At 68.3% G+C, this 24,590-nt stretch carries 19 protein-coding genes and 2 pseudogenes; 7 read left to right on the forward strand and 14 right to left on the reverse strand.

Annotated features, from left to right (window positions below):
• Nucleotides 1–4 precede the first annotated feature (4 nt).
• Nucleotides 5–406, reverse strand: a complete 402-nt coding sequence (locus tag QNO09_RS01650; RefSeq protein ID WP_283968181.1) for an ArsR/SmtB family transcription factor — start codon at nt 404–406, stop codon at nt 5–7.
• A gap of 166 nt (nt 407–572) precedes the next feature.
• On the opposite strand from QNO09_RS01650, the gene QNO09_RS01655 reads away from it, so the two are divergent.
• Nucleotides 573–1,253, forward strand: coding sequence for an arsenate reductase/protein-tyrosine-phosphatase family protein (locus QNO09_RS01655; RefSeq protein ID WP_283968182.1), 681 nt, complete (start codon nt 573–575; stop codon nt 1,251–1,253).
• A gap of 94 nt (nt 1,254–1,347) precedes the next feature.
• Here QNO09_RS01655 and QNO09_RS01660 read toward each other — a convergent pair whose 3' ends face one another.
• The 6 genes from QNO09_RS01660 to QNO09_RS01685 form a co-directional block, all read right to left on the reverse strand.
• On the reverse strand, nt 1,348–1,638 hold the full coding sequence (locus tag QNO09_RS01660; protein WP_283968183.1) for a hypothetical protein: 291 nt from the start codon (nt 1,636–1,638) through the stop codon (nt 1,348–1,350).
• A 12-nt stretch (nt 1,639–1,650) separates the two neighbouring features.
• Entirely contained in the window at nt 1,651–2,445 is a 795-nt protein-coding gene (locus tag QNO09_RS01665) for a winged helix-turn-helix transcriptional regulator (protein WP_283968184.1), read from the reverse strand.
• A 147-nt stretch (nt 2,446–2,592) separates the two neighbouring features.
• Complete coding sequence (gene pstB, locus QNO09_RS01670; protein WP_283968185.1) at nt 2,593–3,441, reverse strand: phosphate ABC transporter ATP-binding protein PstB; 849 nt, start codon at nt 3,439–3,441, stop codon at nt 2,593–2,595.
• Nucleotides 3,442–3,503: 62 nt separating this feature from the next.
• Nucleotides 3,504–4,415, reverse strand: coding sequence for a phosphate ABC transporter permease PstA (gene pstA, locus QNO09_RS01675; protein ID WP_283968186.1), 912 nt, complete (start codon nt 4,413–4,415; stop codon nt 3,504–3,506).
• The gene (gene pstC, locus QNO09_RS01680; RefSeq protein WP_283968187.1) at nt 4,412–5,359 is read right to left on the reverse strand and encodes a phosphate ABC transporter permease subunit PstC; all 948 of its coding nucleotides are present in this window, start codon (nt 5,357–5,359) and stop codon (nt 4,412–4,414) included. The genes pstA and pstC overlap by 4 nt, the downstream gene beginning before the upstream one ends.
• Complete coding sequence (locus tag QNO09_RS01685) at nt 5,356–6,327, reverse strand: PstS family phosphate ABC transporter substrate-binding protein (RefSeq protein WP_283968188.1); 972 nt, start codon at nt 6,325–6,327, stop codon at nt 5,356–5,358. Before QNO09_RS01685 ends, pstC begins: the two co-directional genes overlap by 4 nt.
• Before the next feature lie 360 nt (nt 6,328–6,687).
• Between QNO09_RS01685 and QNO09_RS01690 the strand changes: the two are divergent.
• Nucleotides 6,688–8,732: pseudogene (locus QNO09_RS01690) on the forward strand (PhoX family protein).
• Between the two features lie 135 nt (nt 8,733–8,867).
• Here QNO09_RS01690 and QNO09_RS01695 read toward each other — a convergent pair.
• The gene (locus QNO09_RS01695; protein WP_283968189.1) at nt 8,868–10,403 is read right to left on the reverse strand and encodes a substrate-binding domain-containing protein; all 1,536 of its coding nucleotides are present in this window, start codon (nt 10,401–10,403) and stop codon (nt 8,868–8,870) included.
• A gap of 289 nt (nt 10,404–10,692) precedes the next feature.
• Here QNO09_RS01695 and QNO09_RS01700 point away from each other — a divergent pair.
• Nucleotides 10,693–11,663, forward strand: a pseudogene (locus QNO09_RS01700) (phosphorothioated DNA-binding restriction endonuclease).
• Nucleotides 11,635–12,729 carry a DUF4238 domain-containing protein gene (locus tag QNO09_RS01705; RefSeq protein ID WP_283968190.1) on the forward strand — a complete coding sequence of 365 codons (1,095 nt, stop codon included), beginning with the start codon at nt 11,635–11,637 and terminating at the stop codon, nt 12,727–12,729. Before QNO09_RS01700 ends, QNO09_RS01705 begins: the two are co-directional and overlap by 29 nt.
• Before the next feature lie 83 nt (nt 12,730–12,812).
• Here the strand turns inward: QNO09_RS01705 and QNO09_RS01710 are convergent, their stop codons facing one another.
• The gene (locus QNO09_RS01710; RefSeq protein WP_283968191.1) at nt 12,813–15,023 is read right to left on the reverse strand and encodes a HelD family protein; all 2,211 of its coding nucleotides are present in this window, start codon (nt 15,021–15,023) and stop codon (nt 12,813–12,815) included.
• A 252-nt stretch (nt 15,024–15,275) separates the two neighbouring features.
• Between QNO09_RS01710 and QNO09_RS01715 the strand changes: the two genes are divergently transcribed.
• Nucleotides 15,276–15,569, forward strand: coding sequence for a hypothetical protein (locus QNO09_RS01715; protein WP_283968192.1), 294 nt, complete (start codon nt 15,276–15,278; stop codon nt 15,567–15,569).
• A 28-nt stretch (nt 15,570–15,597) separates the two neighbouring features.
• On the opposite strand, the gene QNO09_RS01720 is transcribed toward QNO09_RS01715, so the two are convergent.
• The 3 genes from QNO09_RS01720 to QNO09_RS01730 form a co-directional block, all read right to left on the reverse strand.
• Nucleotides 15,598–15,768 carry a hypothetical protein gene (locus QNO09_RS01720; protein WP_283968193.1) on the reverse strand — a complete coding sequence of 57 codons (171 nt, stop codon included), beginning with the start codon at nt 15,766–15,768 and terminating at the stop codon, nt 15,598–15,600.
• Complete coding sequence (locus tag QNO09_RS01725; protein WP_283968194.1) at nt 15,765–17,024, reverse strand: MFS transporter; 1,260 nt, start codon at nt 17,022–17,024, stop codon at nt 15,765–15,767. Before QNO09_RS01725 ends, QNO09_RS01720 begins: the two co-directional genes overlap by 4 nt.
• A 203-nt stretch (nt 17,025–17,227) precedes the next feature.
• The gene (locus tag QNO09_RS01730) at nt 17,228–18,727 is read right to left on the reverse strand and encodes a SulP family inorganic anion transporter (RefSeq protein ID WP_283968195.1); all 1,500 of its coding nucleotides are present in this window, start codon (nt 18,725–18,727) and stop codon (nt 17,228–17,230) included.
• Between the two features lie 403 nt (nt 18,728–19,130).
• On the opposite strand from QNO09_RS01730, the gene QNO09_RS01735 reads away from it, so the two are divergent.
• Together QNO09_RS01735 and QNO09_RS01740 are read left to right on the forward strand one after the other, a co-directional pair.
• Nucleotides 19,131–19,544 carry a MerR family transcriptional regulator gene (locus QNO09_RS01735; protein WP_283968196.1) on the forward strand — a complete coding sequence of 138 codons (414 nt, stop codon included), beginning with the start codon at nt 19,131–19,133 and terminating at the stop codon, nt 19,542–19,544.
• Between the two features lie 130 nt (nt 19,545–19,674).
• Nucleotides 19,675–20,571: an undecaprenyl-diphosphate phosphatase gene (locus tag QNO09_RS01740; protein WP_283968197.1), complete on the forward strand. Its 897-nt coding sequence runs from the start codon at nt 19,675–19,677 to the stop codon at nt 20,569–20,571.
• A gap of 400 nt (nt 20,572–20,971) precedes the next feature.
• On the opposite strand, the gene QNO09_RS01745 is transcribed toward QNO09_RS01740, so the two are convergent.
• Together QNO09_RS01745 and QNO09_RS01750 are read right to left on the reverse strand one after the other, a co-directional pair.
• Nucleotides 20,972–22,300, reverse strand: coding sequence for a class I SAM-dependent methyltransferase (locus QNO09_RS01745; RefSeq protein WP_283968198.1), 1,329 nt, complete (start codon nt 22,298–22,300; stop codon nt 20,972–20,974).
• Between the two features lie 326 nt (nt 22,301–22,626).
• Nucleotides 22,627–24,147: a SulP family inorganic anion transporter gene (locus QNO09_RS01750; RefSeq protein ID WP_283968199.1), complete on the reverse strand. Its 1,521-nt coding sequence runs from the start codon at nt 24,145–24,147 to the stop codon at nt 22,627–22,629.
• Between the last annotated feature and the right edge of the window lie 443 nt (nt 24,148–24,590).

The raw sequence follows: 24,590 nt of genomic DNA on the forward strand, positions 1-24,590 counted from the left end.
GGAGCTAGACCTGGCCGGAGGCAGCCATCGCAAGACTGCCGACCGCCGGGTCCAAGATCGCGCGCACTTTGTTCAGGCCGTCGTAGTTCACCGAGTACCAGGACCAGGTGCCGCGTCGTTCGCGGTTCAGGAGGCCGGCCTCGGTCATGACCTTCAGATGGTGGCTGACGGTCGGCTGCCGGAATCCCAGGCAGTCCGCCAGGTCGCAGACGCAGGCTTCGCCGGCCGGCGCCCTCTCGATGATCCGGAAAATCTGCAGCCGCGTGGGGTCGGCGATGGCCTTGAGCATGACGGCCAGGCGCTCGGCCTCCTCACGCTCGATGAGCAGGCACGCGAGGCCGGGACTGCAAGTCCCCTCCCCTGCCTCGTCCGCTGCCTCCGCGGCGCCCAGTTCAGTGATAGCCATCTATTCACCATAAGCGGGGGTCTTACGTCCGCCATGTGTTCGAAGGCACACTCCCACCCTTGTTCACCAACCGTTCACTTAGGTTGCCATCTATCCAAGACATAGACGCATGCCTATTCTTCGTGGTGGGAGAGGAACTGCGAGCCGTCAACCGAGGAGCCGCCCCATGGATGAGCAAAGCCCTCTCGGCCGAGGCCGCCGAGCAGCCCCGCCGCTGCGGGACCACAGGCCCGTACTCGAGCGCATCACGGCCCGGCTGGCCGCACGCCACAGCAGGGCTTTCTCCCGGGAGACGGTGGAGAGGTATGTGGAGGAGTGCTCCTGGCTGCTGTCGGCCGAGTCGCGCATCGGGATCCACCTCCCGGTCCTCGTCGAGCGGTTCGCGGACCAGCGGCTCGGCGCCCTGGCCCGTGGCATGGGGCTGTCGCCGAAGCCGGTACCCGAAGTGCTGTTCGTGTGCACGGAGAACGCGGGCCGCTCCCAGCTTGCCGCCGCGCTCATGCGGCACCGGGCGGGTGACCACATCCGGGTGCTGACCGCTGGGTCCGAGCCCGGCCTGGAGATCGCTCCCGTCGTGCACCGGCTCCTGGCCGAGCAAGGGCTGGACGCGGACGACGAGTTCCCCAAGCCGCTGACCGCCGAGGTCGTGACGGCCGCCGATGTCGTCGTCACCCTGGGCTGTGGCGACGCCTGTCCGGTCCGGCCGGGGCGCCGCTATCTGGACTGGGATCTGCCGGACCTGAGCGGGCTGGACATCGAGAGCGCGCGGGCGGTACGGGACGCGCTCGCCGCGCGGATCGACGTACTGGCGCGGGAACTGCTGCCGACCAGGGTGTCCCGGGACTGACCGGAACTACGTGGTCCAGGGCAACACGTTGGACCGGCCGGCGGGGCACCGCCATGCAGCCCGTCGGCCGGAGTCTTGTGGATACGGCCCGCTCTTACGGGGCCGCGTCGGTCAAGCAGAGGGAGATCAGTGTCCGGGCCTCGGCCAGGGTGCCTGCCCCGATGATCTCCATCAGGGTGTTCGGGTCTATGGTGAAGGTCTGCCACCGCGTCTGTCCCGTGGCCTGGAACCGGACGCGGACCTTGGCGGAGAACCTCCGCTTGTAGTGGTAGAGCGTGCCGACGGTCGGGATGTGGTGCCGCCCGTGGACGATGCCCCACCTCGGGTAGCGCGTGGCCCACACCGGCAGGTCGATGTACGAGTCGTCCTCGGGCCCGTCACTCACCGCCAGCACCTCTTATACCGTGGGGGTCTGATCGGTCGACGCATTCGCGTCCGCCGCCCGGGAGCATGACGAGCTGCACTCGAAGCGGTAGCCCATGCCGCGGATGGCATCGATGGTGCAGCGGCTCTCCCCCTCGTCCCGCAGCTTGTTGCGGACCCGGCGGATATGCACGGTAAGGGTGTTGCTGTCCAGGGAATCCGTGCCCCACAGGGCCTGGGTCAGCTCGCGGCGGCTGATGACCTTGTTGGGACGCTCCATGAAGTAGCGCAGCAGCAGGAACTCGCGGACCGGCAACTGCAGTGAGCGGCCGCGGACATAGACGTGAAAGCCTGCTGGATCAAGCTCGACGTCACCGACCACCAAGGGTGCGGCCGAACCATCCCCCTCGTCCCGCCCGGACATGAGGAGAGGCGTTATCTCCTCGATCCGATAGGGACGCGCGACGAAGGCGATCGCTCCGGCCGCCACCGCCGCCGTCGCCTCCGCCACCCCCTCGGGTCCGGCTCCCACCAGAACCGGCACCGGGTGGAGCCGGGCGATCAGCTCGGTGACCCGCGCGGCGTCCACCACCGGCAGCGGAGCGCCGAGCAGGATCGCACGGGGGCGCAGCGCACCGGCCTGCAGCAGGGCCTCGGCGCCGTCGTGGCAGACCAGGGCGCGGACACCCGCACCCTGGAAGCGGGCCAGGGCCTTGGCGGCGAGTTCCTCGTCGGGCTCGGCCAGCAGCAGGTCTGGGGTCTTGCCGTCGCCTGGACCACCGGAACCGCCTGCTGTGGTCCCCGGTGGCGGGTGTGCCTCGGGTGTCACCCGTGTACTCCTTCACGTGTAGCGCGCAAAGGGGCGGACGTCGGACTGAGCGGCATGGGTGAAGTCCGGTGCGGTACCGCTCGCACGCGGCGCAGCCGCATACTGATACGGCATCGCCGTGCTTCCAGCGGAGCGCTCAGGCATCGGTCAGCCGAAGCGTCCGGAGATGTAGTCCTCGGTGCGCTGGTCGGAGGGGTTGGAGAAGATCCGCTCGGTCTCGTCGTACTCGACCAGGCGGCCGTGGCGTACGCCCTTGTCGTCCACGTCGGCGGTGAAGAAGGCGGTGCGGTGCGAGACGCGGGCCGCCTGCTGCATGTTGTGAGTGACGATGACGATCGTGAACTCCTGGGCGAGGTGCTCCATGAGGTCCTCGATCTTGGCGGTGGCGATCGGGTCCAGGGCCGAGCAGGGCTCGTCCATGAGGATCACCTCCGGCTTGACCGCGATGGTGCGGGCGATGCACAGCCGCTGCTGCTGACCGCCGGACAGTGCCAGGGCGGAGGTCTTCAGCTTGTCCTTGACCTCGTCCCACAGCGCGGCGTGGGTGAGGGTCTCCTCGACCAGGTCGTCGAGGTTGCCCTTGAAGCCGCCCACCCGGGGGCCGTACGCGATGTTGTCGTAGATCGACTTGGGGAACGGGTTGGGCTTCTGGAAGACCATGCCGATGCGGCGGCGCACCTCTATGGGGTCGACGTCCTTTCCGTACAGGTCTTCGTCGTGGTAGTGGATCTTGCCGGCGACGCGGGCGTGCGGGATGAGGTCGTTCATCCGGTTGAAGCAGCGCAGCACGGTGGACTTGCCGCAGCCGGACGGGCCGATCATCGCGGTGATCTGCCGGTTGCCGATGGTCATGTTGACGTCGCGGACGGCCTCGTGGTCGCCGTAGAACACCGACAGGCCGCCGACCTCGAAGACCGGGCTGGTCAAGGACGGCGCCTCGCGGTAGCTGACCTGCGGGGCCTTGGTGCCGCCGACGGCGTCGGAGGAAGAGGTCATGGCGGTCTCCTGCGCAGCGGTAACTGGCGTCTCGGGTGAGCTGGTTGTCTCGGGCACGGCGGTCACCACCGGCGGCTGTAGCGGTTGCGGAGCCAGATCGCGGCGGCGTTCATCACCAGCAGGATCGCGAGCAGGAGGATGATCGCGGCGGCGGCCAGGTGGTGGAACTCCTCGCGGGACTGGCTGATCCAGTTGTAGATCTGGACGGGGAGCACGGTGTATGAGCTCTGCAGACCCTCGGGGTTGAACATGACGAAGGTGACGGCGCCCAGCATGATCACGGGCGCCGCCTCACCGATCGCGCGGGACAGCGCGAGGATCGCCCCGGTCGCCATGCCCGGTACAGCGGCCGGCAGCACCTGGCGCCAGATGGTCTGCCACTGGGTGGCGCCCAGCGCGAGCGAGGCGTGCCGGATGGACTGCGGTACGGCCCTGATCGCCTCCCTCGACGAGATGATCACCACGGGCAGCACCAGCAGGGACAGCGTGAGCGAGGCGGTGAGCACCGTGGTTCCCAGGGCGAGTTGGCGGGCCAGCAGGCCGAGCCCGAGGATGCCGTAGATGATCGAGGGCACGGCGGCCAGGTTCTGGATGTTGACCTCGATCAGCCGGTTGTACCAGCGGTTCGGGTCGGCGTACTCCTCCAGGTAGATCGCCGCCATGATGCCGGTGGGCAGACAGAACAGCGCAGTGAAGGAGATGACCCAGATCGTGCCGAAGATCGCGGACTGGGCGCCGGCGTTCTCCGGACGGCGAATGGACGGGAAGTTGTTCCACAGCCGTGAGTCCAGACGCGGCCACGCCTCGACGACGACGTAGGCCAGCAGCGAGACCAGGAAGACGATGCCGATCGCGAGACAGGCGAGCAGCGCCCAGCGGAACAGGCTCTCGCCTGGCCGGAAGCGTGGTCCGGCCAGTGTTCCGCGGCGGGGGCCCGCCGCAGCCGGCGGGGCGTCCTTGACGGGGGCGGTCATTCGTACACCTCCCGGTACTTGCGCACCAGCCGGATGCTGATCAGGTTCATCACGAACGTGGCCAGGAACAGCAGCGCCCCCACGGCGAAGAGGGTGTTGTACGAGATCGAGCCGACCGGGACGTCACCGGAGGCGGCGCGCGCGATGAACGCGGTCATGGTCTCCATCTCGGTCAGCGGGCTGAGGCGGAACTCGGAGCTCACGCCCGCCGCGATGAGCACGATCATGGTCTCGCCGACGGCCCGGGAGACACCGAGGACGCAGGCGGCGACGATGCCGGACAGAGCGGCGGGGACGACGACGCGGACCGAGGTCGTGCGCTTGCCGGAGCCGAGCGCGAAGGCGCCCTCGCGCAGCGCGTGCGGCACCGCGGACAGCGCGTCCTCGGTCAGCGAGGCGATGGTCGGCACGATCATGATGCCCATCACCAGGCCCGCCGCCAGGCCGTTGCGGACGTCGAGCGCCCAGCCGGCCGGCAGGATGTCCTTCAACAGGGGCGTAATGAAGGCCAGCGCGAAGAAGCCGTAGACCACGGTCGGAATCCCGGCGAGGACCTCCAGACTGGGCTTGAGCCACTTGCGCAGGCGCAGGCCCGCATACTCGCTCAGGTAGATAGCCGCACCGAGACCGACGGGCACGGCGATCAGCAGCGCGACCCCGGTGATCACAAGAGTGGCGCCCACCAGGGGCAGCACACCGAAGTGCTTGTCGGCGAACAGCGGCGTCCACTCGGTTCCGGTGAGGAACTCGGACACACTGACCTGCCGGAAGAAGTCCACGGCCGGCGGGATCAGCGAGACGACGATCCCCACCGTGGTGGCCACCGACACAAGGGCCGCCGTCAGCAGCAGTCCCTTGATCGCGGCCTCGCCGTAACGCGGGCGAGTCCGCCGCAGGGACCGGGAGCCGGTCCCCGCGACGGACTGAGGAGCGGAGCCGGTCACTTAGCGGCTTCCTTCAGCTTGTCCAGGGCCGCCTGGAGCTCCTTCTCCTGCTCGGCGTTGAGCGGGATGAACTTGGCGTCCTCGGCGATCTTCTCGTGGTTCTCGACGTAGTACTCGACGAAGTCGACCACCCCGGGCTTCTCCAGCGACTTGGCCGAGGGGTAGATGAACAGCTGCCGGCCCAGCGGCTTGTACGTGCCGTCCTGCACCGTCTCCACGCTCGGCGTGACACAGCCGTCGCCGCCGTCGACCTGGAGGAGCTTCAACTTGTCGGCGTTCTCCTCGTAGTAGGAGAAGCCGAAGTAGCCCATGCCGCCCTTGGTCCCGGACACGCCGGTCACGGTGACGTTGTCGTCCTCGCTGCCGGAGTAGTCGGTACGGGAGGCACCCTCCTCACCGTTGATCGCGTCGGTGAAGTAGTCGAAGGTGCCCGAGTCGGTGCCCGCCCCGAACAGCTTCAGCGGCTCGTTCGGGAACTTGGGGTCGACCTGGTTCCAGTTGTTCACCTTCGAGTCGGGCTCCCAGATCTTCTTGAGCTGCTCGACGGTGAGGCAGTCCGCCCAGTCGTTGTCCTTGCTGACCACGACGGACAGACCGTCGTTGGCGACGGAGAACTTCTCGTACTTGACGCCGTTCTCCTCGCAGGTCTTGATCTCCTCGTCCTTGATCTCCCGCGAGGCGTTGGAGATGTCGGTCTCGCCGACGCAGAACTTCTTGAACCCGCCGCCGGTGCCGGAGGTGGCGACGGTGACCCGCACCTTCGGCTGCTCCTCGGCGTAGAACTCCGAGGCGGCACTGGTCAGCGGAGCGACCGTGCTGGAACCGTCGACCTTCACCGTGCCCGACAGCTCATCGCCACTGCCACCCGAGCCGGCGTCGCCGCCGCCACACGCGCTCGCAGCCAGCATCACAGCAGCCGTCAGGGCCAGCGGAGCCTTGGCCCGGCGCAACGAAGTGGAAATGTTCACGACTCTCGATCCTCGTGTCTGCCGGGTGCTCCGGCGGTGGACCGGCGCGCTGGGCGCTCCGTTCTGACACCTTGGATCGAAGTGTGACTATATGAACACACGGTGTACGAGAGGCCCCCGTCACATGAACTATAGCTTCCCATCTATATAGATTGATCTTGTTCAAAGCGACGGCAAAGAGGAAGGTCGGACGTCGACACCCCAGAGCCGCCCAAGGACTTTCAGGGGCCGTCGAGGCGCCCCAAAGGGACAGAGTTCGAGCGGAATTCACCGTTCAGCCGCTTCGGCGCGCACGGACCACGCCTAGCGTCATGGATCGACATCCACCTATACACCGGTGGCATCGCGTTCGTCTCCGAAATGCGTGGAGGAACTGTGCCCGACCTTCCCCTGCTGCCCGCCCACTCCAACACCGCGCGCTCCGCGCTGACCTGCCGCTTCCGGTGCGGTGACGCCTGCTCCCACGACGCGCCCAATCGCACGCTCAACCCGTACATCGGCGACGTCATACAGCACGCGCTCTCCCGCAGAGGCGCCCTCAAGGGGGCGGCCGTGATCGCCCTGGCCGCCGGTGCCACCGGGGTAGCGGCGTCGGCAGCGGCTTCCCCGGAGCAGGCGTCTGAGGGCCGTCCGCCGCGCGGGCTGGGCTTCACCCCCGTGTCACCGAACACGGCCGACGCCCTTGTCGTGCCCGAGGGCTACAGCCAGCAGGTCGTCATCCGCTGGGGCGACCCGGTCCTGCCCGGCGCCCCCCGCTTCGACGCCCGCAAGCAGAGCGCCAAGGCTCAGGCGCGGCAGTTCGGATACAACGCCGACTACATGGCGCTGCTCGACATACCGCACCGGCGGGGCAGAAGGTGCTCGTGGTGAACCACGAGTACACCAGCGAACAGATCATGCACTTCGGCTACGACCCGGCCAACCCGACCCGCGAGCAGGTGGAGATCGCCTGGGCCGCGCACGGCCTGACCGTCCTCGTCGTACGCGAGGACCACCGCTCGGGCCGCCTGTGGCCGGTCGTCGGTGACATCCTCAACCGCCGGATCACCGCCACTACCCCCTTCGCCTTCTCGGGCCCGGCCGCCGGCAGCGCCCTGCTCAAGACCAGCGCCGACCCGACAGGCCGGAAGGTGCTGGGCACCCTGAACAACTGCGGTGGCGGCATCACCCCGTGGGGCACCGTGCTGTCCGGCGAGGAGAACTTCAACCAGTACTTCGCCAACGCCGCCGCGGTCACCGAGCCGACGGAGAAGGCCCGCCTGGCGCGCTACGGCCTGCCCACCGGGGCCAGCGAGCGCAAGTGGGAGCTCTTCGACGACCGCTTCGACATCGCCAAGGAGCCCAACGAGCCCAACCGGCACGGCTGGGTCGTCGAGATCGACCCGTACGACCCCACCTCCACTCCACGCAAGCGCACCGCTCTCGGCCGCTTCAAGCACGAGGCCGCCGAACCCCGCCTGACCGCCGACGGCCGCGTCGCGCTCTACATGGGCGACGACGAACGCTTCGACTACCTCTACAAGTACGTCTCCAAGCACGCCTACAAGAAGGGCCACAGCCGCGCCGCCCGCGAGCACAACATGCGCCTGCTCGACGAAGGCACCCTGTATGTCGCCAAGTTCACCGGTGACAGCCCGGCCGCCGAGATCGACGGCACCGGAAAGCTGCCCGCCGACGGCGAGTTCGACGGCACGGGCGAGTGGATCCCGCTCGCGTCGGGCTCGGTTTCGCACGTGCCCGGGATGAGTGCGGAGGAGGTGTACGTCTTCACGCGCCTGGCCGGCGACAAGGTAGGGGCCACGAAGATGGACCGGCCCGAGGACGTCGAGCCCCACCCGTACAGCGGCCGGGTCTACGTCGCCCTCACCAACAACAAGGACCGCGGCGCCGCCGGCAAGGCCGGCCCGGACGAGGCCAACCCGCGCACCGGCAACAAGCACGGCCACATCCTCGAACTGGCGGAGAAGCGTGGCGACGCCTCCTCGAAGTCCTTCGCCTGGCGCCTGATGCTGGTCTGCGGCGACCCCGACGACCCGTCGACGTACTTCGCCGGGTTCGACAAGGACAAGGTCAGCCCGATCTCCTGCCCCGACAACGTCGCCTTCGACCCCCACGGCAACCTGTGGATCGCCACCGACGGCAACGCCCTCGGCTCCAACGACGGCCTCTTCGCCGTCCCCGTCAAGGGCTCCGAGCGCGGTCACGTGAAGCAGTTCCTGACCGTGCCGAAGGGCGCCGAGTGCTGCGGCCCGATCATCACCGAGGACCGCATCCTGGTGGCGCCGCAGCACCCGGGCGAGACGGACGGTGCGACCGCCGAGAAGCCGGGGTCGCTGTGGCCTGACGGGCCGGGCAGCATTCCGCGGCCGTCGGTCGTGACCGTCTGGAAGGAGCGGCGCCGATAGGCCGCCGTCCTGCGCTCATCCGCCTGCTCGGGCAGTCGCAGACTGCCCGAGCAGAGCCATATCCCGCCCTTGCTCCCGCGGAGTGCATCCAAAAACCGCTCCCACCTCCCAGCGCTTGGTGGTGACCGCGGGTGATCACTGTCCGCCGCAGAGCCGCAGGCCCTCCGGGCTGAGACACGGGAAGTGCCCCTGATCGCGCACGACGTCCTGCCCGGCGCCACGGGTCACGTAGTTGACGAAGCTCGCGGCGAGTGAGTCGGCGGGCGGGCGGCCGTAGGTATAGGCGTACTCAATCTCCCGGTAGGGGTAGCGGCTGGTACCGATGCTCTCGATGGACGCGGTCTGCCCGTCGATGTGCAACGAGTGCAGGCCCTTCGTGTCGGAGGCCGACCGCGGTTCGCTGTAACCGATCGCGCCGGGCAGCCTGGCCACCGTGCTCAGCACCTGTGCCGTGCTGTCGAGTTCACAGCGGATGACCGTGGCGTCGAGGTCGTCCTTGGTCCGGCAGTCCCGTGAGGAGTTGGCGGGCTCGTTGCTCTCCAGGACCCGGCGTTGAAAGACCTCACGCGTGCCGGAGTTGGCATCGCGGCTGACCAGGAGGATCGGCAGGTCCGGACCGCCCACATCCTTCCAGTTGCGGATCTCGCCCCGGTAAATCTTCCGCACCTCGGCCAGGCTCAGATCCTGCACCGTGACCCGGTCGTTCACCACCAGGGTGAAGACGGACACCGCGACGGGATTCTCGCGAAGCTCCGGGTAGCCGTTCGGCTTGGGGCCGTCGGAGAAGGCGATCACGGGCGGGGAATCTCCCGATGAGGCCGCTTTGGCACCGGCCGCGTCCAGCGCCCGGATCCCGGCAGTGCTGCCGTGGTCGTCCACCGCTATGTCCGAGCCCGGGCAGGCTTTTTCATAGCCCTCTGCCAGTTTCTCCGCCGCCGGGGCGAAGGCGGTGGATCCGGTGACGGTCAAGGTTCCTCTGGCGCAGCCGATGGGCAGCGGTACGTCGTTGCCCATGACGATGATGGAAGCGAGCGTGATGATGCACACGGTGGACAGAACCGTGATCAGGCGGGCCGGCCGACTGAAGAGGGGCGGCTTGTCGTCGACGGTCGTGCTCTGGTTGCGCTTCACCTCGCCGTCACGGATACCGCCGATCACCTCGACTTCGTCGCCGACCGCCCCACCGGTCATGAGAGCCAGCACTTTGAAATGCTGACCCTTGTTGAGCGGGACCTTCGGCAGATACAGGGTGTCGCCGTCGTAACGCAGTCCCGCGGACGCAGTGAAGTGCCCCATCAGGTGGGCGGCGTTGGCGGGCTGGGTAACCGCTATTCCGCGGATCGCCCGCCCGGTGAAGACCGCGGTGAGACCGTGGTGCTCACGGCTCGTGTAGTCGTCGCTGGCGATGCTCTGGACACCGTCGTTCTCGATCCGTAGCAGCACGAGGGTGGCGTCGGACAGGTCGGAGAAGTCGTTGAACAGACCGAGCCGCACGTTGGCCCGTCTGCCGTTGCGGGCCTGGCTGCCGATGGGCGTGTCCATCTGGACGCGGAAGCCGATGCCTTTGCGGCGCGGAATCCGGCGCTCGTACCAGACGACGGCGACAGAGGCCACAAGACCCAGCACCGCCGTGCCCACCGCTATCGCATTCTCAGCGTTCAGCCAGTCCACGAGTTCGCCCCCGCTTCCTCGTACGTCGCCCGCGCGTGCGCACACCGTATGGAGCGGGGGCGCGCGCTCCGGGCGCATTCGCCGTACCGTCGGCGGCTGGTGGGCAGATGTTCGCTCGGCGTACGCGGAACCGCACAGTCAGCAGGACCCGCAGCCAGGGGCGGGCCGGGATGTTGGTGATTGGCGGACCCAGACCGGGCGCTGGTGGGTGCTGTCACAGGATGACGAGACGGAGTCGGCGCCACCGCGGCCACCTCCGTTGCCGGTGGTCCTACTACGATCACCGGCCATGGACTGGCTGGAGCGCATTGCGAAGCTCAGGCAATGGAGCAGGAGCGGGACACGCGCTCCGCACAAGCCGCTGCTGCTCCTGCACGCCCTCGGCCGGTTCCAGCAAGACCCCGACAGCGAGCTGGGGTACAGCGCGGTGGAGGAGGACCTGCAGCGTCTGCTGATCGAGTACGGGCCGCCGACCCGCCTACCCGTTCCACCACCTGGTCAGCGACGGCGTGTGGGAGGTGCGTACCGACAGCGGGCACGGCAGTCCCGGGAGCGGGGTACGAGATCTCCGGGAGACAGGTGCCACCGGCCGGCTCGCACCGGAACTCAGAACCGCGCTACGACGAGAGCCGGAACTGTTGGGGCGGATAGTGCGATTACTGCTCGATCTCCACTTCCTGCCCTCCCTCCACAGTGACTTGTGCGAAGCCGTCGGCCTGGAACTGGAGCCGACGGAGACCAAGCACCTCGCGACCGTGCGCAGGCAGCGGGGACCGACGGATGCGCGAGCTCGTGCTGACCGCCTACGAATACCGGTGCGCGTTCTGCGGCTATGACGGCAGGATCGGCACCGTTCCAGTCGGGCTGGAAGCCGCCCATGTGCGCTGGTGGGCATTCGGAGGATCGGACGACGTCGACAACGGGCTGTGCCTGTGCTCGCTGCACCACAAGCTCTTCGACAAGGGAGTCCTCGGGCTCGACGACGGCCACCGCATCCTGGTCTCCCAGCGCTTCGTCGGCCACAGCCCCGCTGCCCGCGAGCAGATCATCGCGCTTGCGGGCCGTCCGCTCATCGGCCCGCAGCCGGGCGTATGCCCTGTCGCGGCCGACCACCGCGCCTGGCATACGAGTCAGGTCTTCCACGGCACACCACGCCCTGCTACCGCGGCCAATGTGGCCGCCCTACCTGGCTCTTCCGCGGAATGTCAGTGCCTCGTGCGAGGCTCACGGCATGGACGAGTGGGACCTGGAGAACGCTGATCCGACCCACCAGGTCGGAGCACGGCACCACATAGTGCCCGCCTTCTATCTCCGCCGGTTCGCCAACTCCCAGAACCAGCTCTGGGTCCGGGACCGCAGGTCCCCCATGCCCGGGCTACGCAAGGAAAGCGACCTTGCCATCCGCGACTTCTACACCTTCCAGGACCTCCACGGTGATCCGGACGGACGTATGGAACAGGTACTGCAGAAGATCGAGGACAGGGCGGCGAGCGCCCTCCGCCGCGTGACCTCGGCCGTGACCTGGGGACGCCCGATCAGGCCCGAGGACAAGACGGACCTCTGTGTCTTCACGGCCTTCCAGTACGTCCGCGGACTCCGCAAGCGTCGAGAGATCGAGCTCATGTCGGACTTCTACGTCCGCGTCATGCAGCTGAACGACCCCGTCGGCGCCGGACGCCGGGAGGCCGCCACGTACCGGGAGATGCTCCGCGACTTCAGAACCCTTGAGGTCACCAGCCACCCCAACGAGCACGTGAGTCTTCTGGGCGAGCTGGCCGAGCCTCTCTCCAACCATCTGCTCCACAGGCCGCTGATCGTTGTCGAGTTGACCAACGGTGCGCTGATCACCTGTGACGAGCCGGTCGTCACCTTCGACGACCAGGAGGACACGCCTGATCCCGTAATTGCGCAGGCGCGCCAGCGGACCCGCAGCCGCCGACGCCGGGGACAGCGAGAGATCCGGCAGACCAGGACCCTCATCCAGGTCCAGAGCACCCGGAACCGAGGGCTGGCCAGAGTCGATGAGATCGTCCTGCCTGTGGGCCGGCGCACCCTGCTGGTCTTCAGCCACCCTGCCGCTGCCGGGCCCTCGCACCTCCGGATAACTCGGGAAGAGGGCCACGAAGTGGCGGAGGAGGTCAACAAGCGCATGCTGGCCCAGGCGTACTTCATGGCCTTCGCGCACCCGGATGACCGGCATCTCCTCGCGGAATCTCTCCCCGAAGTCGGCCCGCTCTATCGCCTCGGCGGCGTCCACCCCGAACAGGCCCGCGTTGCGGGGGCCGCTCCGAGTCACCTCCGGCCCGAGTTGTTCGGCCGCCGCTGAGCCCAACTCTATGTGCTCATGCGAAGCCCCCAGATCAGAGGTCCGGGATTCTCTTTCGTCTAGATCGGGGGACCGGTCGCGCATCAGCTCACCAGTGCGTCCGTCACACGATCGTCGATCTCCGCCGTCTCCGCCGTCTCCGCCTCGACGATACCGAGACGGCTCCCGGGCTCCTTGGTGAACTCCAGGAAGCGCGAGATCGGCCCGGCGTGGGTCAGGTGGAGCTCGTGCATGGCCCTGGTGCAGGCGATGTAGAGCATGCACCGGTCCATCTCGTTGGCGTAGTTGCTGTCGTCCACGTCCGGGACGATCACGGCGTCGAACTCCAGCCCCTTGGCGATGTGCGCCGAGGTGATCACGGTGCCGGCGCTGAACTCCGTGCTGTCGTAGTCGAGGAAGGTCAGGTCGACGCCCGCCGCCGACAGGGTCCGGTACCACTGCTTCGCCTGCGCGACGGTCTTGCAGATGATGCCGAGGGAGCGGTACTCGCTTCGCCGGTGCCGCTCGATCAGTGCCAGGATCTCCGTCTCCTGCGCTGTGTGGTCCGCGGCGGCGAGGACCTGTGGGGGCAGCCCGTGCCGCTCGACCGGGACGAGCTTGTCGTTGCGTGAGATGTGCTGGGCGAAATCCGTGATCTCGGTCGTGGAGCGGTAGCTCCTGCGCAGCTCCAGGCAGTCCGCCTCGGGGAAGATGTCGCGGATCACCGGCAGCGACGAGGAGCTGAACGGGTTCACCTTCTGGTTGGCGTCCCCGAGGATCGTCATCTTGCAGGAGAACAGCGCGCGTAGCACGGCGTACTGGACGGGCGCGTAGTCCTGCATCTCGTCCACCAGGAGGTGCCGGATGCGGCCGTAGCCTTCCTGCCGGGATGTCCTGATCATGGTGTAGACCAGCGGGAAGACGTCCGCGTACTCGATCTTTTTCCGGCCGAGCGGCTTGAACAGGCCCTTGCGCTCAGGAGCTTGGTAGAACGCCTTGTACAGGGCGAACGCGTCCTTGTGCGGGAACATGGCGCGCACCTGCTTGCGGATGCCGTTGTTGTCCGCCGCCGACCACTTGCCGCCCTTGTCCTGCACCTGCTGGCGCAGCGTGTTCGCGGCGCTCTCGGCGAGGAGGTCGAGCCGGGTGAAGACGGGCATGCCGCGGGAGGCGGCGAAGGCGTCGGCGACCCATTCCTCGGAGAGCCGCTTGTTCTTCTGCTCGATCTGCCGCGGGGTGAATTCCTCGTCCCCGCACGCGGCGAGCCACTCGTCGAGCCGGGTGACGAACTCCGGCCTCGCCTTGAAGCGCATCCGCTCGGCCGCCGCGTCGTCCGCACCGTCGAGCAGCTTGACCACCTGCTCGCTGAAGGTCTCGTACTCCGTCACCTTGACGAGGAACCGGTCGGCGATCTTCTCGAAGTCGATCTCCGCGATCTGCTCCTCACCCAGCTCGGGGAGGACGCCTGCGATGTAGTCGCCGAAGACCTTGTTGGGAGAAAGGATCATGACGTTGTCGGACGACAGGGAGTCCTTGAAGCGGTAGAGCAGGAACGCCACCCGGTGCAGGGCGATCGATGTCTTCCCAGAGCCCGCCACGCCCTGCAGGATCAGCACCTTCGCCGTCTCGTTGCGGATCACCTCGTTCTGCTCGCGCTGGATCGTCGCGACGATGTTCTTCATCTTGTCGTCGGCGGACTGGCTCAGCTCCCGCTGCAGCACCTCGTCGCCGATGGTCAGCGCGCTGTCGAACATGTACTCAAGGCGATCGCCCGCGACCTTGTACTGGCGCTTGCCCGTGATCGTTCCGTGGACGGTCCCCGTCGGGGCCTCGAAGTGCGCCTCGCCCAACTCGAAGTCGTAGTAGAGGCTGGAGACCGGGGCCCGCCAGTCGTGGACCAGGATTTCCTGGGTCTCCGGGTCCGAGAAGTCATGGACGCCGATGTAGTGGCCCTTTCCCTCCCCGTCGTCCGCCCTGCAGAAGTCGACCCGCCCGAAATAGGGCGACTCCAGAAGACGCTCGATATGCCGGCGCACCATCACGGCGCTGTCGCCCACGCCGACGGAGGTGTTGACCTCGGTGCGCATGGCGGCCTTCTCGGCGAAGTCCATGTCGCGCCAGTTCTCCCACATGAACTCCTTGTGCTCCTGGATGGTCCTGGCGGTCCGGTCGATGGAGGCGCCGAGCCGTTCCAGTTCCCGCCTCAGCAGACGCACCGTCTCCGCCAGATACTGACGCTCTCGTTCTTCGTCGCGCGTCTGCACGTCCGTCAAGGCCATCTCCAGTTCAGGTGTCCGCTTCGGATCTACTGTCACGTTAGAGTAGAGTAGACGTGTGCACCGAGCGGTCGCCGACGGCTCTCACGCCAAGCCCGCGCATTCAAAACATCGCTCGCCCGGGATGGGTACTGTCACCGCTCCCCCCGACGCTGCCGGCGAGGTCGGCATGCGGAAAGACCGCAGCAATCGAAACCCTCTTGCGAGGGTAGAGTTGTTCCGGGTGTCGCACCTTCGCGCGCCCCGGGAAGCAGGCCACTGCGTGAGATACAAGCGAAGGAGGGCGGCCCCTTGACCGGGCGGGAGTTCGAGGCGGATGGGGTCGCTGTCCGCAGGGGCTGGTGGCGCATGCGCACGCGGGCCGGCAGGCTCCGGATCCGCGGGGCCCGGCTGACGCTTCTGACGAGTTGCGGCGTGGAGATCGACAGCGAGGTACTGCCGCGTGTCCGTGCGACGGCGCCCTGGTACGCGCCGACCGGTTTCGTGCGGCTGGTGCTGGCCGGTCGCACGTACTGGATACGACTCAAGGCCCAACACGCCCGGAAAGCCGTCGAAACGGTGACGGCATGGCGCCAAGAGCTGTAGGCAACCCACCGGCTGAGGCGCCCTGCTGTCAGTCGGCGCCGACGGGCGTGACGCTCGTTTCGGGGCGGCGCAGCAGATCGCCGAGGCCCTGCTCCAGCATGCGGAAGGCGTGTTCGGTGGCCGCCACCGCCTCCGGGTACACCGCGTCGGGGGATTCCCCGGCGATCGCGAGCTGAACGACCGGGGCCGACTGGGTCACTCCTCGGCCGCGGGCGTGCGGGCGAGGAGTACGGCAAGCGCGGCGACGGCGGGAAGTGCGGCGAGGACGACGAGTGCGGGGCCGTAGTGGCCCGTGATGTCGTGGCCCAGGGAGACGGCGAGCGGGCCGAAGGCGCTGGCGGCGATGACCACGGTGTGGGCGCTGCCGCGGATGGCACCGAGGTGGGCGCTGCCGAAGTAGCGGGGCAGGGTGGCCGATTCGACGACCCGCAGCAGACCGCCCGAGGCGCCGAGGAGGATGCCGTAGCCGATGGCCGTCCAGCCGGGTGAGACCAGGCGGGCTGAGAGCACGCCGCAGGCCAGGATCGCCATCGCCGCGGTCAGTACGGCCTTGGGCGGGAGGCGGTCGATGAGGGCGCCGACGGCGAGGGTGGCGAGCAGGGCGGCGGCGGTCTGGGGCAGGAAATTGGCGGCGGCCTCGGCCGGCGTCAGACCGCGGTCGCCGAGCAGGGCGATCTGGTGGAAGTTCAGGCCGGTGGTCAGCATGCTGCTGGCGGCCAGGCAGGCGACCACGGCCCAGAAGATGCTCGTGCGCAGGGCCTTGCGCAGCGGCCAGCCGGTCAGCGGGGCATCCGGGTCGGTGTCCGCCTCCGGGGCGATGCCGTCGACGTGCTGGCCGACGTCCGCGGGCCGGTTACGGATGCCGACCAGGGCGAGCGGGAGGACCACGGCCCACACCGCGACTCCTTCAATGGCCCATGCCTGGCGCCAGCCGTACTCGGCGACCAGACGTTCGATCAGTATGGGGGCGAGGGAGATCCCCGCGGTGCCGACAGCACCGGTGACGCCGAGAGCCAGGCCGCGGCGCCTGTCGAACCAGTACGCCACCGTGGTCGTGGCCACCAGCGACAACGCGCCCTGGCCCGCCATACGGATGCCGACGAACCCGGCTGTCAGGCCCACGAGCCCGGTGACGAAGGACAGGGAGATGAGGATCGCGCCGAAGACGGCCGCGACGACGGCGATCACCCGGCGCGGGCCGTAGCGGTCGATCATCCGCCCGACCAAGGGCATCGCGCATGCCCCGACCAGAGTGCCGGTCAGGTAGGCGGTGGAGACCTGGGTGCGGCTGACACCGAGGTCGGCGATGAGCGGGTCGATGAAGACCGAGACACCGGTCGTCTGGCCGGGCGCGGTCATCGCCATCGCGAGAGCGCTGTAGGCGACGATGCGCCAGCCGTCAAAACGCCCGCCGGGCAAGCGGCCGGCGGGCGTCGCGACGGAGTCGGCCCGCATGCGGAAGAGCTTGGCGGTGCGGCTCAGGGTTCCTCCTCCCGGCCGCTTCCTCGTCCCCGAGGAGCGGCACCGGATGCGCGGACCGGATGCGCGGACTTGGACTGGGCTCCGGGTCGTCAGGGCATTCTCCCGAGTCCGGCCCGCGCACGGAAAGGCCGCCCTCCCCCGCTACGTCCGTGGTCGGGGAAGGGCGGCCGGTCCGGTCAGTGGCTGGTCAGCTGGCCGGCGAGGCGACCGTGCATGTCGGCGCTGGACTTGTTCAGGCCGACGATGGTGACCTTCTTGCCGCGCTGGGCGTACTTGGTCTCGATGGCGTCCAGGGCGGCGACGGTGGAAGCGTCCCAGATGTGGGCGTCGGAGAGGTCGATGACCACGTCGTCCGGGTCGTCCTTGTAGTTGAACTGGTAGACGAGGTCGTTGGAGGAGGCGAAGAACAGCTCGCCGGTGACCGCGTAGACGACCTGGTTGCCGTCGGGGTCGACGACGCCGGAGACGTTGACCATGTGCGCGACGCGCTTGGCGAAGATGACCATCGCGGTGATGCAGCCCACCACCACGCCGATGGCGAGGTTGTGGGTGGCGACCACGCAGGCGACGGTGACCACCATGACGGTCATCTCGCCGAGCGGCATCCGCCTGACGGTCTTCGGGGCGACGGAGTGCCAGTCGAAGGTCGCGAACGACACCATGATCATCACCGCGACCAGGGCGGCCATCGGGATGTCGGAGACGACCGGGCCGAAGACGATGCACAGCACCATCAGGAAGGAGCCGGCCAGGAAGGTCGACAGGCGGGTACGGGCGCCCGACACCTTCACGTTGATCATCGTCTGGCCGATCATGGCACAGCCGCCCATGCCGCCGAAGAAGCCGGTGACGATGTTGGCGACACCCTGGCCGATCGACTCACGCGTCTTGCCCGAGTGGGTGTCGGTGATGTCGTCGACCAGCTTGGCCGTCATCAGCGACTCCATCAGCCCCACCAGCGCGAACGCGAACGCGTACGGGGCGATGGTGGTCAGCGTGTCCATCGTGAAGGGCACGTCCGGCAGGCCCGGCACCGGCAGCGAGGACGGCAGGGCGCCCTTGTCACCGACGGTCGGCACCGCGATCGCGGCCGCCACGGTGATCACCGTCAGGACGACGATGGAGACCAGCGGCGCCGGGATCACCTTGGTGACCTTCGGGAAGAACACCATGAGCGCCAGGCCGGCGGCGAGGAGCGGGTAGACGGCCCAGGGCACGTCGTGCATCTCCGGCACCTGCGCCATGAAGATCAGGATGGCCAGGGCGTTGACGAAACCGACCATGACGCTGCGCGGCACGAACCGCATGAGCTTGGCCACACCGAGCGCGCCCAGGATCACCTGGAAGACGCCGCCGAGGATGACGGCCGCGATCAGGTAGCCAAGACCGTAATCGTGGTTGAGCGGGGCGATGACCAGAGCCATCGCGCCGGTCGCGGCGGAGATCATCGCCTTGCGTCCGCCCACGACCGAGATGACGACCGCCATGGTGAAGGACGCGAACAAACCGACCGCCGGGTCGACCCCGGCGATGATCGAGAAGGAGATCGCCTCGGGGATCAGGGCCAGGGCGACGACCAGACCGGCCAGCACCTCGGTACGGAAGACCTTCGGGGAGTCGAGCCAGTCGGGCTTGGACAGGCGGAGCTTCGGGGCTGCGGACAGCGGTGAGGACATGCAACCGTTTCTGTTTCAGGTGTGCATCCATGCCGTCGGACGCACAGCGTCGTACTGATTCCGCAAAGTATGGGGAATCTCCGGCAGCCGGGCTCCGCGCCAGGAGAGCCGAGTACCGGACAAAACGGCAACCTCTGGTTGCCGGTCGGGCATCATTACCCGGAAGTCTTCGAGGCCGTCCAGGGCCCGATCGGGCCCGCTCTACGGCAGGATCGCCTCTACCGTGGACTGGACGGCGGAGGCGAACACATCGACACTCTACCCTGACGTGACGAGAGGGTGCGAACGGCGACTTGTGAAAAGCAGGTAAACCCCCGCCAAAACCTTGTGATTGATGTCACGTAGACTGGCTCACTTCACGGTTCTGAAACCTGGGACGGATGACAAAGGGAGAGGCTCGGCGATGAGCGAGCGGCAGATGCAGATCGGCGAGGTGGCCGAGCGGACCGGTTTGTCGCTGCGCACCATCCGCCACTACGAGGAAGTGGGCCTGGTGATCCCCTCGGCCCGCAGCAAGGGCGGCTTCCGGCTGTACACGGAGTCCGACGTCCAGCGCCTGATGGTGATCCGCCGCATGAAGCCGCTGGACTTCTCCCTGGAGGAGATGCGCGACCTGCTGGACATCACCGACCGCCTCGCCGCCACGGACGACCCGCCAGCCGGTGAAGAACTGGAGCGCCTGCGGGAGCGGCTGGACTCCTATCGCAAGGTGACCGACGCCCGCTGCGAGACGCTGCGGGCCCGCCTGGAGATGGCCGAGGACTTCGCCGCCACGCTCCGCCGCCGCCTGCAAGCGGACGCCCGCACGGGCGCATGAGGCATGCGGCTGCCGCATGCCTCTGCGCCGGTGGCGCAGGGCTGAGAGCAGCCACGTGTGAACTTGTCACGTTGCCGCACTCCCGCCCCTGGCCCCGCCGGGGCTTCACTGCAAGGACCCACCACTCCACATGACCTGGTTCGAATCCATCGTTCTGGGCCTTGTCCAGGGGCTCACCGAGTTCTTGCCGATCTCCTCCTCCGCCCACCTGCGGCTGGCCGCCACGGCTGCCGGCTGGCCGGACCCGGGGGCGGCGTTCACCGCAGTGGCGCAGCTCGGAACCGAGACGGCGGTACTGATCTACTTCCGCAAGGACATCACCCGGATCGTCTCCGCCTGGGCCCGGTCACTGGTGAAGGATGAGGCCCGCAAGGACCTCGACGCGAAGATCGGCTGGCTGGTGATCGTCGGATCCCTGCCCATCGGCGTGCTCGGCCTGACTCTGAAGGACTACATCGCCGGCCCCTTCCGCGATCTCAGGCTGGTCGCCTTCAGCCTGATCACCCTCGGCATCGTTCTCGCCATCGCGGACCGGTACGCCACGCGCGCGGCGCTCGCGGCCTCGCATCCTGTCGGGCCGCACCGTACCGCCCCACCGGTCAAGCAACTGGAGGACCTGACCGTCCGTGACGGGCTGGTCTACGGCTTGTGCCAGGCGCTGGCCCTGATCCCCGGCATGTCCCGCTCCGGTTCCACGATCACCGGCGGCCTGTTCCTCAGGTACGACCGCGCAGCCGCGGCGCGGTACTCGTTCCTGCTCGCCATCCCCGCCGTGCTGGCCTCCGGCGCCTACGAGTTGAGCGAGATCGGCGCGCACGGCAGCCGCGTGGCGTGGGGCCCGACGGTGGTCGCCACGATCGTCGGCGGCCTGGTCGGCTACGCCGTCATCGCCTGGTTCATGAAGTTCATCTCCACGCGCAGCTTCCTGCCCTTCGTCATCTACCGCGTCGCCCTGGGCACGGTGCTGCTGGTGCTGATCTGGCTGGGCCTGCTCGACCCGCTCGCCGGCAGCGCCGTAGGCGGCTGACGCCCGCCCCTCGCACACCCGCGGGCAGGGCCCTGCCAGGGAGGCGACGTCGGGAATGCGACAACGGCCGCGACGGACGGGCGGACCCGCGAGACCGGCATGCGATCGGTCTCGCAGGCGTAGGCCGGTGGCCCTTCAGGACGACAGCTCCGTGGCTCCGCCTCTGTGGCCCGAGGCGGAACGAACGGCGGCGCCCCGACCGCCCTTCCCTTACCTTGCGCGAGAGTCTACTTGACGGGCAGCAGGCTCCACAGCGGGTAAACAGGATCACATCTTTACGCTTGGGTAGAGTTGAGTCTGCCGGGCGGCACACGTCCGCCGGACGACCGGCTCCGTGCGCAGCGGGCTGGGCGGCAGTCGATCGCCCAGCCGCTGAGTCACCTGTTGGGCCCGGCCGTGATCAGTCCATCGCGGTGCCGTACAGCCACTGGCCGCGGGTTCGGGGCATCTTCGCGTGTCCGGCCGCGGTGGTCCGCACGGCGAGGATCTGGTTGACGCCGATGCCGTTGTGCTCGAAGGCGAGGGCGGAGGCGGCCATGTACAGGCGCCAGACCCGGGCGCGTCCGGCCGTGGTGAGGTGTACGGCCTGTTGCCAGTGCTGCTCCAGGTTGGCCACCCAGGCGCGCAGGGTGAGCGCGTAGTGCTCGCGCAGGGCTTCCACGTCGCGTACCTCGAAGCCGGCGTCTTCGAGCAGCGCCGTGGTGGTGCCGACGGGCGCGAGTTCGCCGTCGGGGAAGACGTAGCGGTCGATGAACTCGTCGATCTCGTAGGCGCTTTCGTCCTTCAGCGGGCGGCGTGAGATCTGGTGGTTGAGAAGTCGCCCGCCGGGCTTGAGGAGTTGATGGAGCGTCTCGGCGTAGAGGCGGAACTGCGGGGATCCGACGTGCTCGGCCATCCCGATGGAGGAGATCGCGTCGTAGGGGCCGTCCTCGATCTCGCGGTAGTCCTGGACGCGGATCTCGGCCCGGTCCGTGTACCCGGCTTCGGCGAGGCGTTTGCGGGCGAGGCCCGCCTGTTCCTCGGAGATGGTGACTCCGACCGCTTCGACCCCGTAGTGCTCGACGGCGTGCAGCACCATCGATCCCCAGCCGCAGCCCACGTCGAGGAGCCGCTGGCCGGGCCGCAGGCCGAGTTTGCGGCAGATCAGGTCGAGCTTGGCGCGCTGGGCATCTTCCAGGGTCGCCTCCGGGCTCTCCCAGTAGGCGCATGAGTAGACCAGGGAAGGACCGAGGACCAGGGAGTAGAAGTCGTTGCCGACGTCGTAGTGGTGGCTGATGGCGTCGCGGTCGCGGCGCAGGCTGTGCAGCGGGCCGCGGCGGGAGCCCGCCTCCTCGCGCGGTGGCGGCGGGGGCAGGGCGGGCCCGGCCAGCGCGAGTGCCTCGGCTGCCAGCCGTACATTCTTCGGGTCGCGCAGTGCGGCGAGCGCGCTGAGGACGGCGTGCCGCTTCGGCCCGCTCTCTGCGCGGTCCCAGACCAGGCCGGACATCCGCTCCAGCGCCTCGTAGAGGTCACCGTCGATGTCGACTTCGCCGGCCACCCAGGCGCGGGCCCAGCCGAGTTCGCCGGGCTTCCACGCCAGGCGGTGCAGGGCCCGGCGGTCGCGGACGACGAGGACGGGGCCGTCGGCCGGGCCTGCCTCGCTGGCGTCCCAGGCGCGCAACCGCAGCGGCAGCGGCCTTCCCACCGCCTGCCTCACCAGTTCCGCCAGCCGCGTGGCTGCGTCAGTCATGATCCGAACCTCCTGGATGGTCAACGATGCCCCGGGCGAGGTGTCCCTGGAATCGTCGAAAGCAACGAGTCGAGCGAATGAGTCCCGTGCGCCACGTACGGAGGACCGGCCGAGCGGTCGTCCGGGCGAGAGCCACGTGTGCCGCGGCGTCCTGCGACCGCGTGAGCGATCGGTGTCGCGGGGCCGGGACAGGCGGCCCCCGGCGCCAGGTGGGATACACGCGGGCCGGGCCCGGAACTGGTCAGGGCATGTGTCCCGGGTCCGGCCCGCGCGCAGCGGACCGCCCCCTCGCGCACTGCGTGGTCCGCGCGAAAGGGCGGCCGGTCTCAGTGGCCGGCGGTGAGCTGGCCGGCCAGCTTGTCGTGCATCTCGGCGCTGGACTTGTTCAGGCCCACGATGGTGACCTTCTTGCCCCGCTGGGCGTACTTGGTCTCGATCGCGTCCAGGGCCGCCACGGACGAGGCGTCCCAGATGTGGGCGTCGGTCAGGTCTATGACCACGTCGTCCGGGTCGTCCTTGTAGTCGAACTGGTAGACGAGGTCGTTGGAGGAGGCGAAGAACAGCTCGCCGGTGACCGCGTAGACGACCTGGTTGCCGTCGGGGTCGACGACACCGGAGACCTCGGCGAGGTGGGCGACACGCTTGGCGAAGATCACCATGGCCACGAGGCAGCCGAGCACGACGCCGATGGCGAGGTTGTGGGTGGCGACCACCGCGGCGACGGTGACGGCCATGACGGTGGTCTCCCCGACCGGCATGCGCCTGAGGGTCTTCGGCTGGACGGAGTGCCAGTCGAACGTCGCGAAGGCCACCAGGAGCATGACGGCGACCAGGGCCGCCATCGGGATGTCGGAGACGACGGGTCCGAACACCACCACGAGCAGCAACAGGAAGACACCGGAGAGGAAGGTCGACAGCCGGGTGCGGGCCCCGGACGTCTTCACGTTGATCATTGTCTGGCCGATCATCGCGCAGCCGCCCATCCCGCCGAAGAGCCCGGTGATGACGTTGGCGACGCCCTGGCCGACGGACTCACGGGTCTTGTTGGAGTGCGTGTCGGTGATGTCGTCGACCAGCTTGGCCGTCATCAGCGACTCCATCAGACCGACCAGCGCGAACGCGAAGGCGTACGGGGCGATGGTGGTGAGGGTGTCCAGCGTGAGCGGAACGTCCGGCATGCCCGGCACCGGCAGGGAGGAGGGCAGGTCACCCTTGTCGCCCACCGTCGGCACCGCGATACCGGCCGCGATCGTGATGACGGTCAGGATGACGATGGAGACGAGCGGCGCCGGGACCGCCTTGGTGATCTTCGGGAAGAACACCATGAGCGCCAGGCCGCCGATGATGAGCGGGTAGACGGCCCACGGGACGTCGCGCATCTCCGGCACCTGTGCCATGAAGATCAGGACGGCGAGTGCGTTGACGAAACCGACCATGACCGACCGGGGTACGAAGCGCATGAGCTTGGCCACGCCGAGTGCGCCGAGGACGATCTGGATCAGGCCGCCCAGGATGACGGCGGCGATGAGATAACCGAGGCCGTACTCGTGGTTGAGCGGCGCGATGACCAGGGCCATGGCGCCCGTCGCGGCGGAGATCATCGCCTTGCGGCCGCCCACGACGGAGATGACCACGGCCATCGTGAACGACGCGAAGAGACCCACGGCCGGGTCGACGCCCGCGATGATCGAGAAGGAGATGGCCTCGGGGATCAGCGCCAGGGCGACGACCAGGCCGGCGAGCACCTCGGTGCGGAAGACCTTCGTGGAGGCGAGCCAGTCGGGCTTGCCCGTGTTCTTCTGAAAACGGGCGCGGAGCTTGGAGGTCTGGGACAGCGGTGACGACATGCAACCGTTTCTGTTCGGGCGCACACGTCCACCGTCTGGACGTACGCGCGTCGTACTCGACTCCGCCCAAAGGAGGAGTCCCCGGCGGCCCGGCCTCGGTGGGGGCCCTGCCGGATGAGGCAGCAGCCACTACGGCTGCCGGTCGGGCGTCTTCGCCCGGAAGTCTGGGTGCTGACGGGGCCTGGACGGACGGGCCCGCGCTCTGGAGGTACCGCCCCGACTGCGCCTTCACAGCCCGGACGCCCTCTCCCATGACTCTACCCTGACGTGAGGGGAGGGTGCGACTTCCGGCTTGTGAAATGCAGGTGAACTGCCCGCTGGGGTCCTAACGAGCCCGACACGCACGCGAGAACTAACCAAACGTTCGAAACTGGCGGCGTGCAGCGGGTGGGAGAGTGGGCCGGCCTGTCCCTGCTCACGATCCGTCGCACGAGGCATTCGGT

Origin of the sequence: Streptomyces sp. 378 (assembly GCF_030124145.1) — a bacterium.
Lineage (GTDB): Bacteria > Actinomycetota > Actinomycetes > Streptomycetales > Streptomycetaceae > Streptomyces.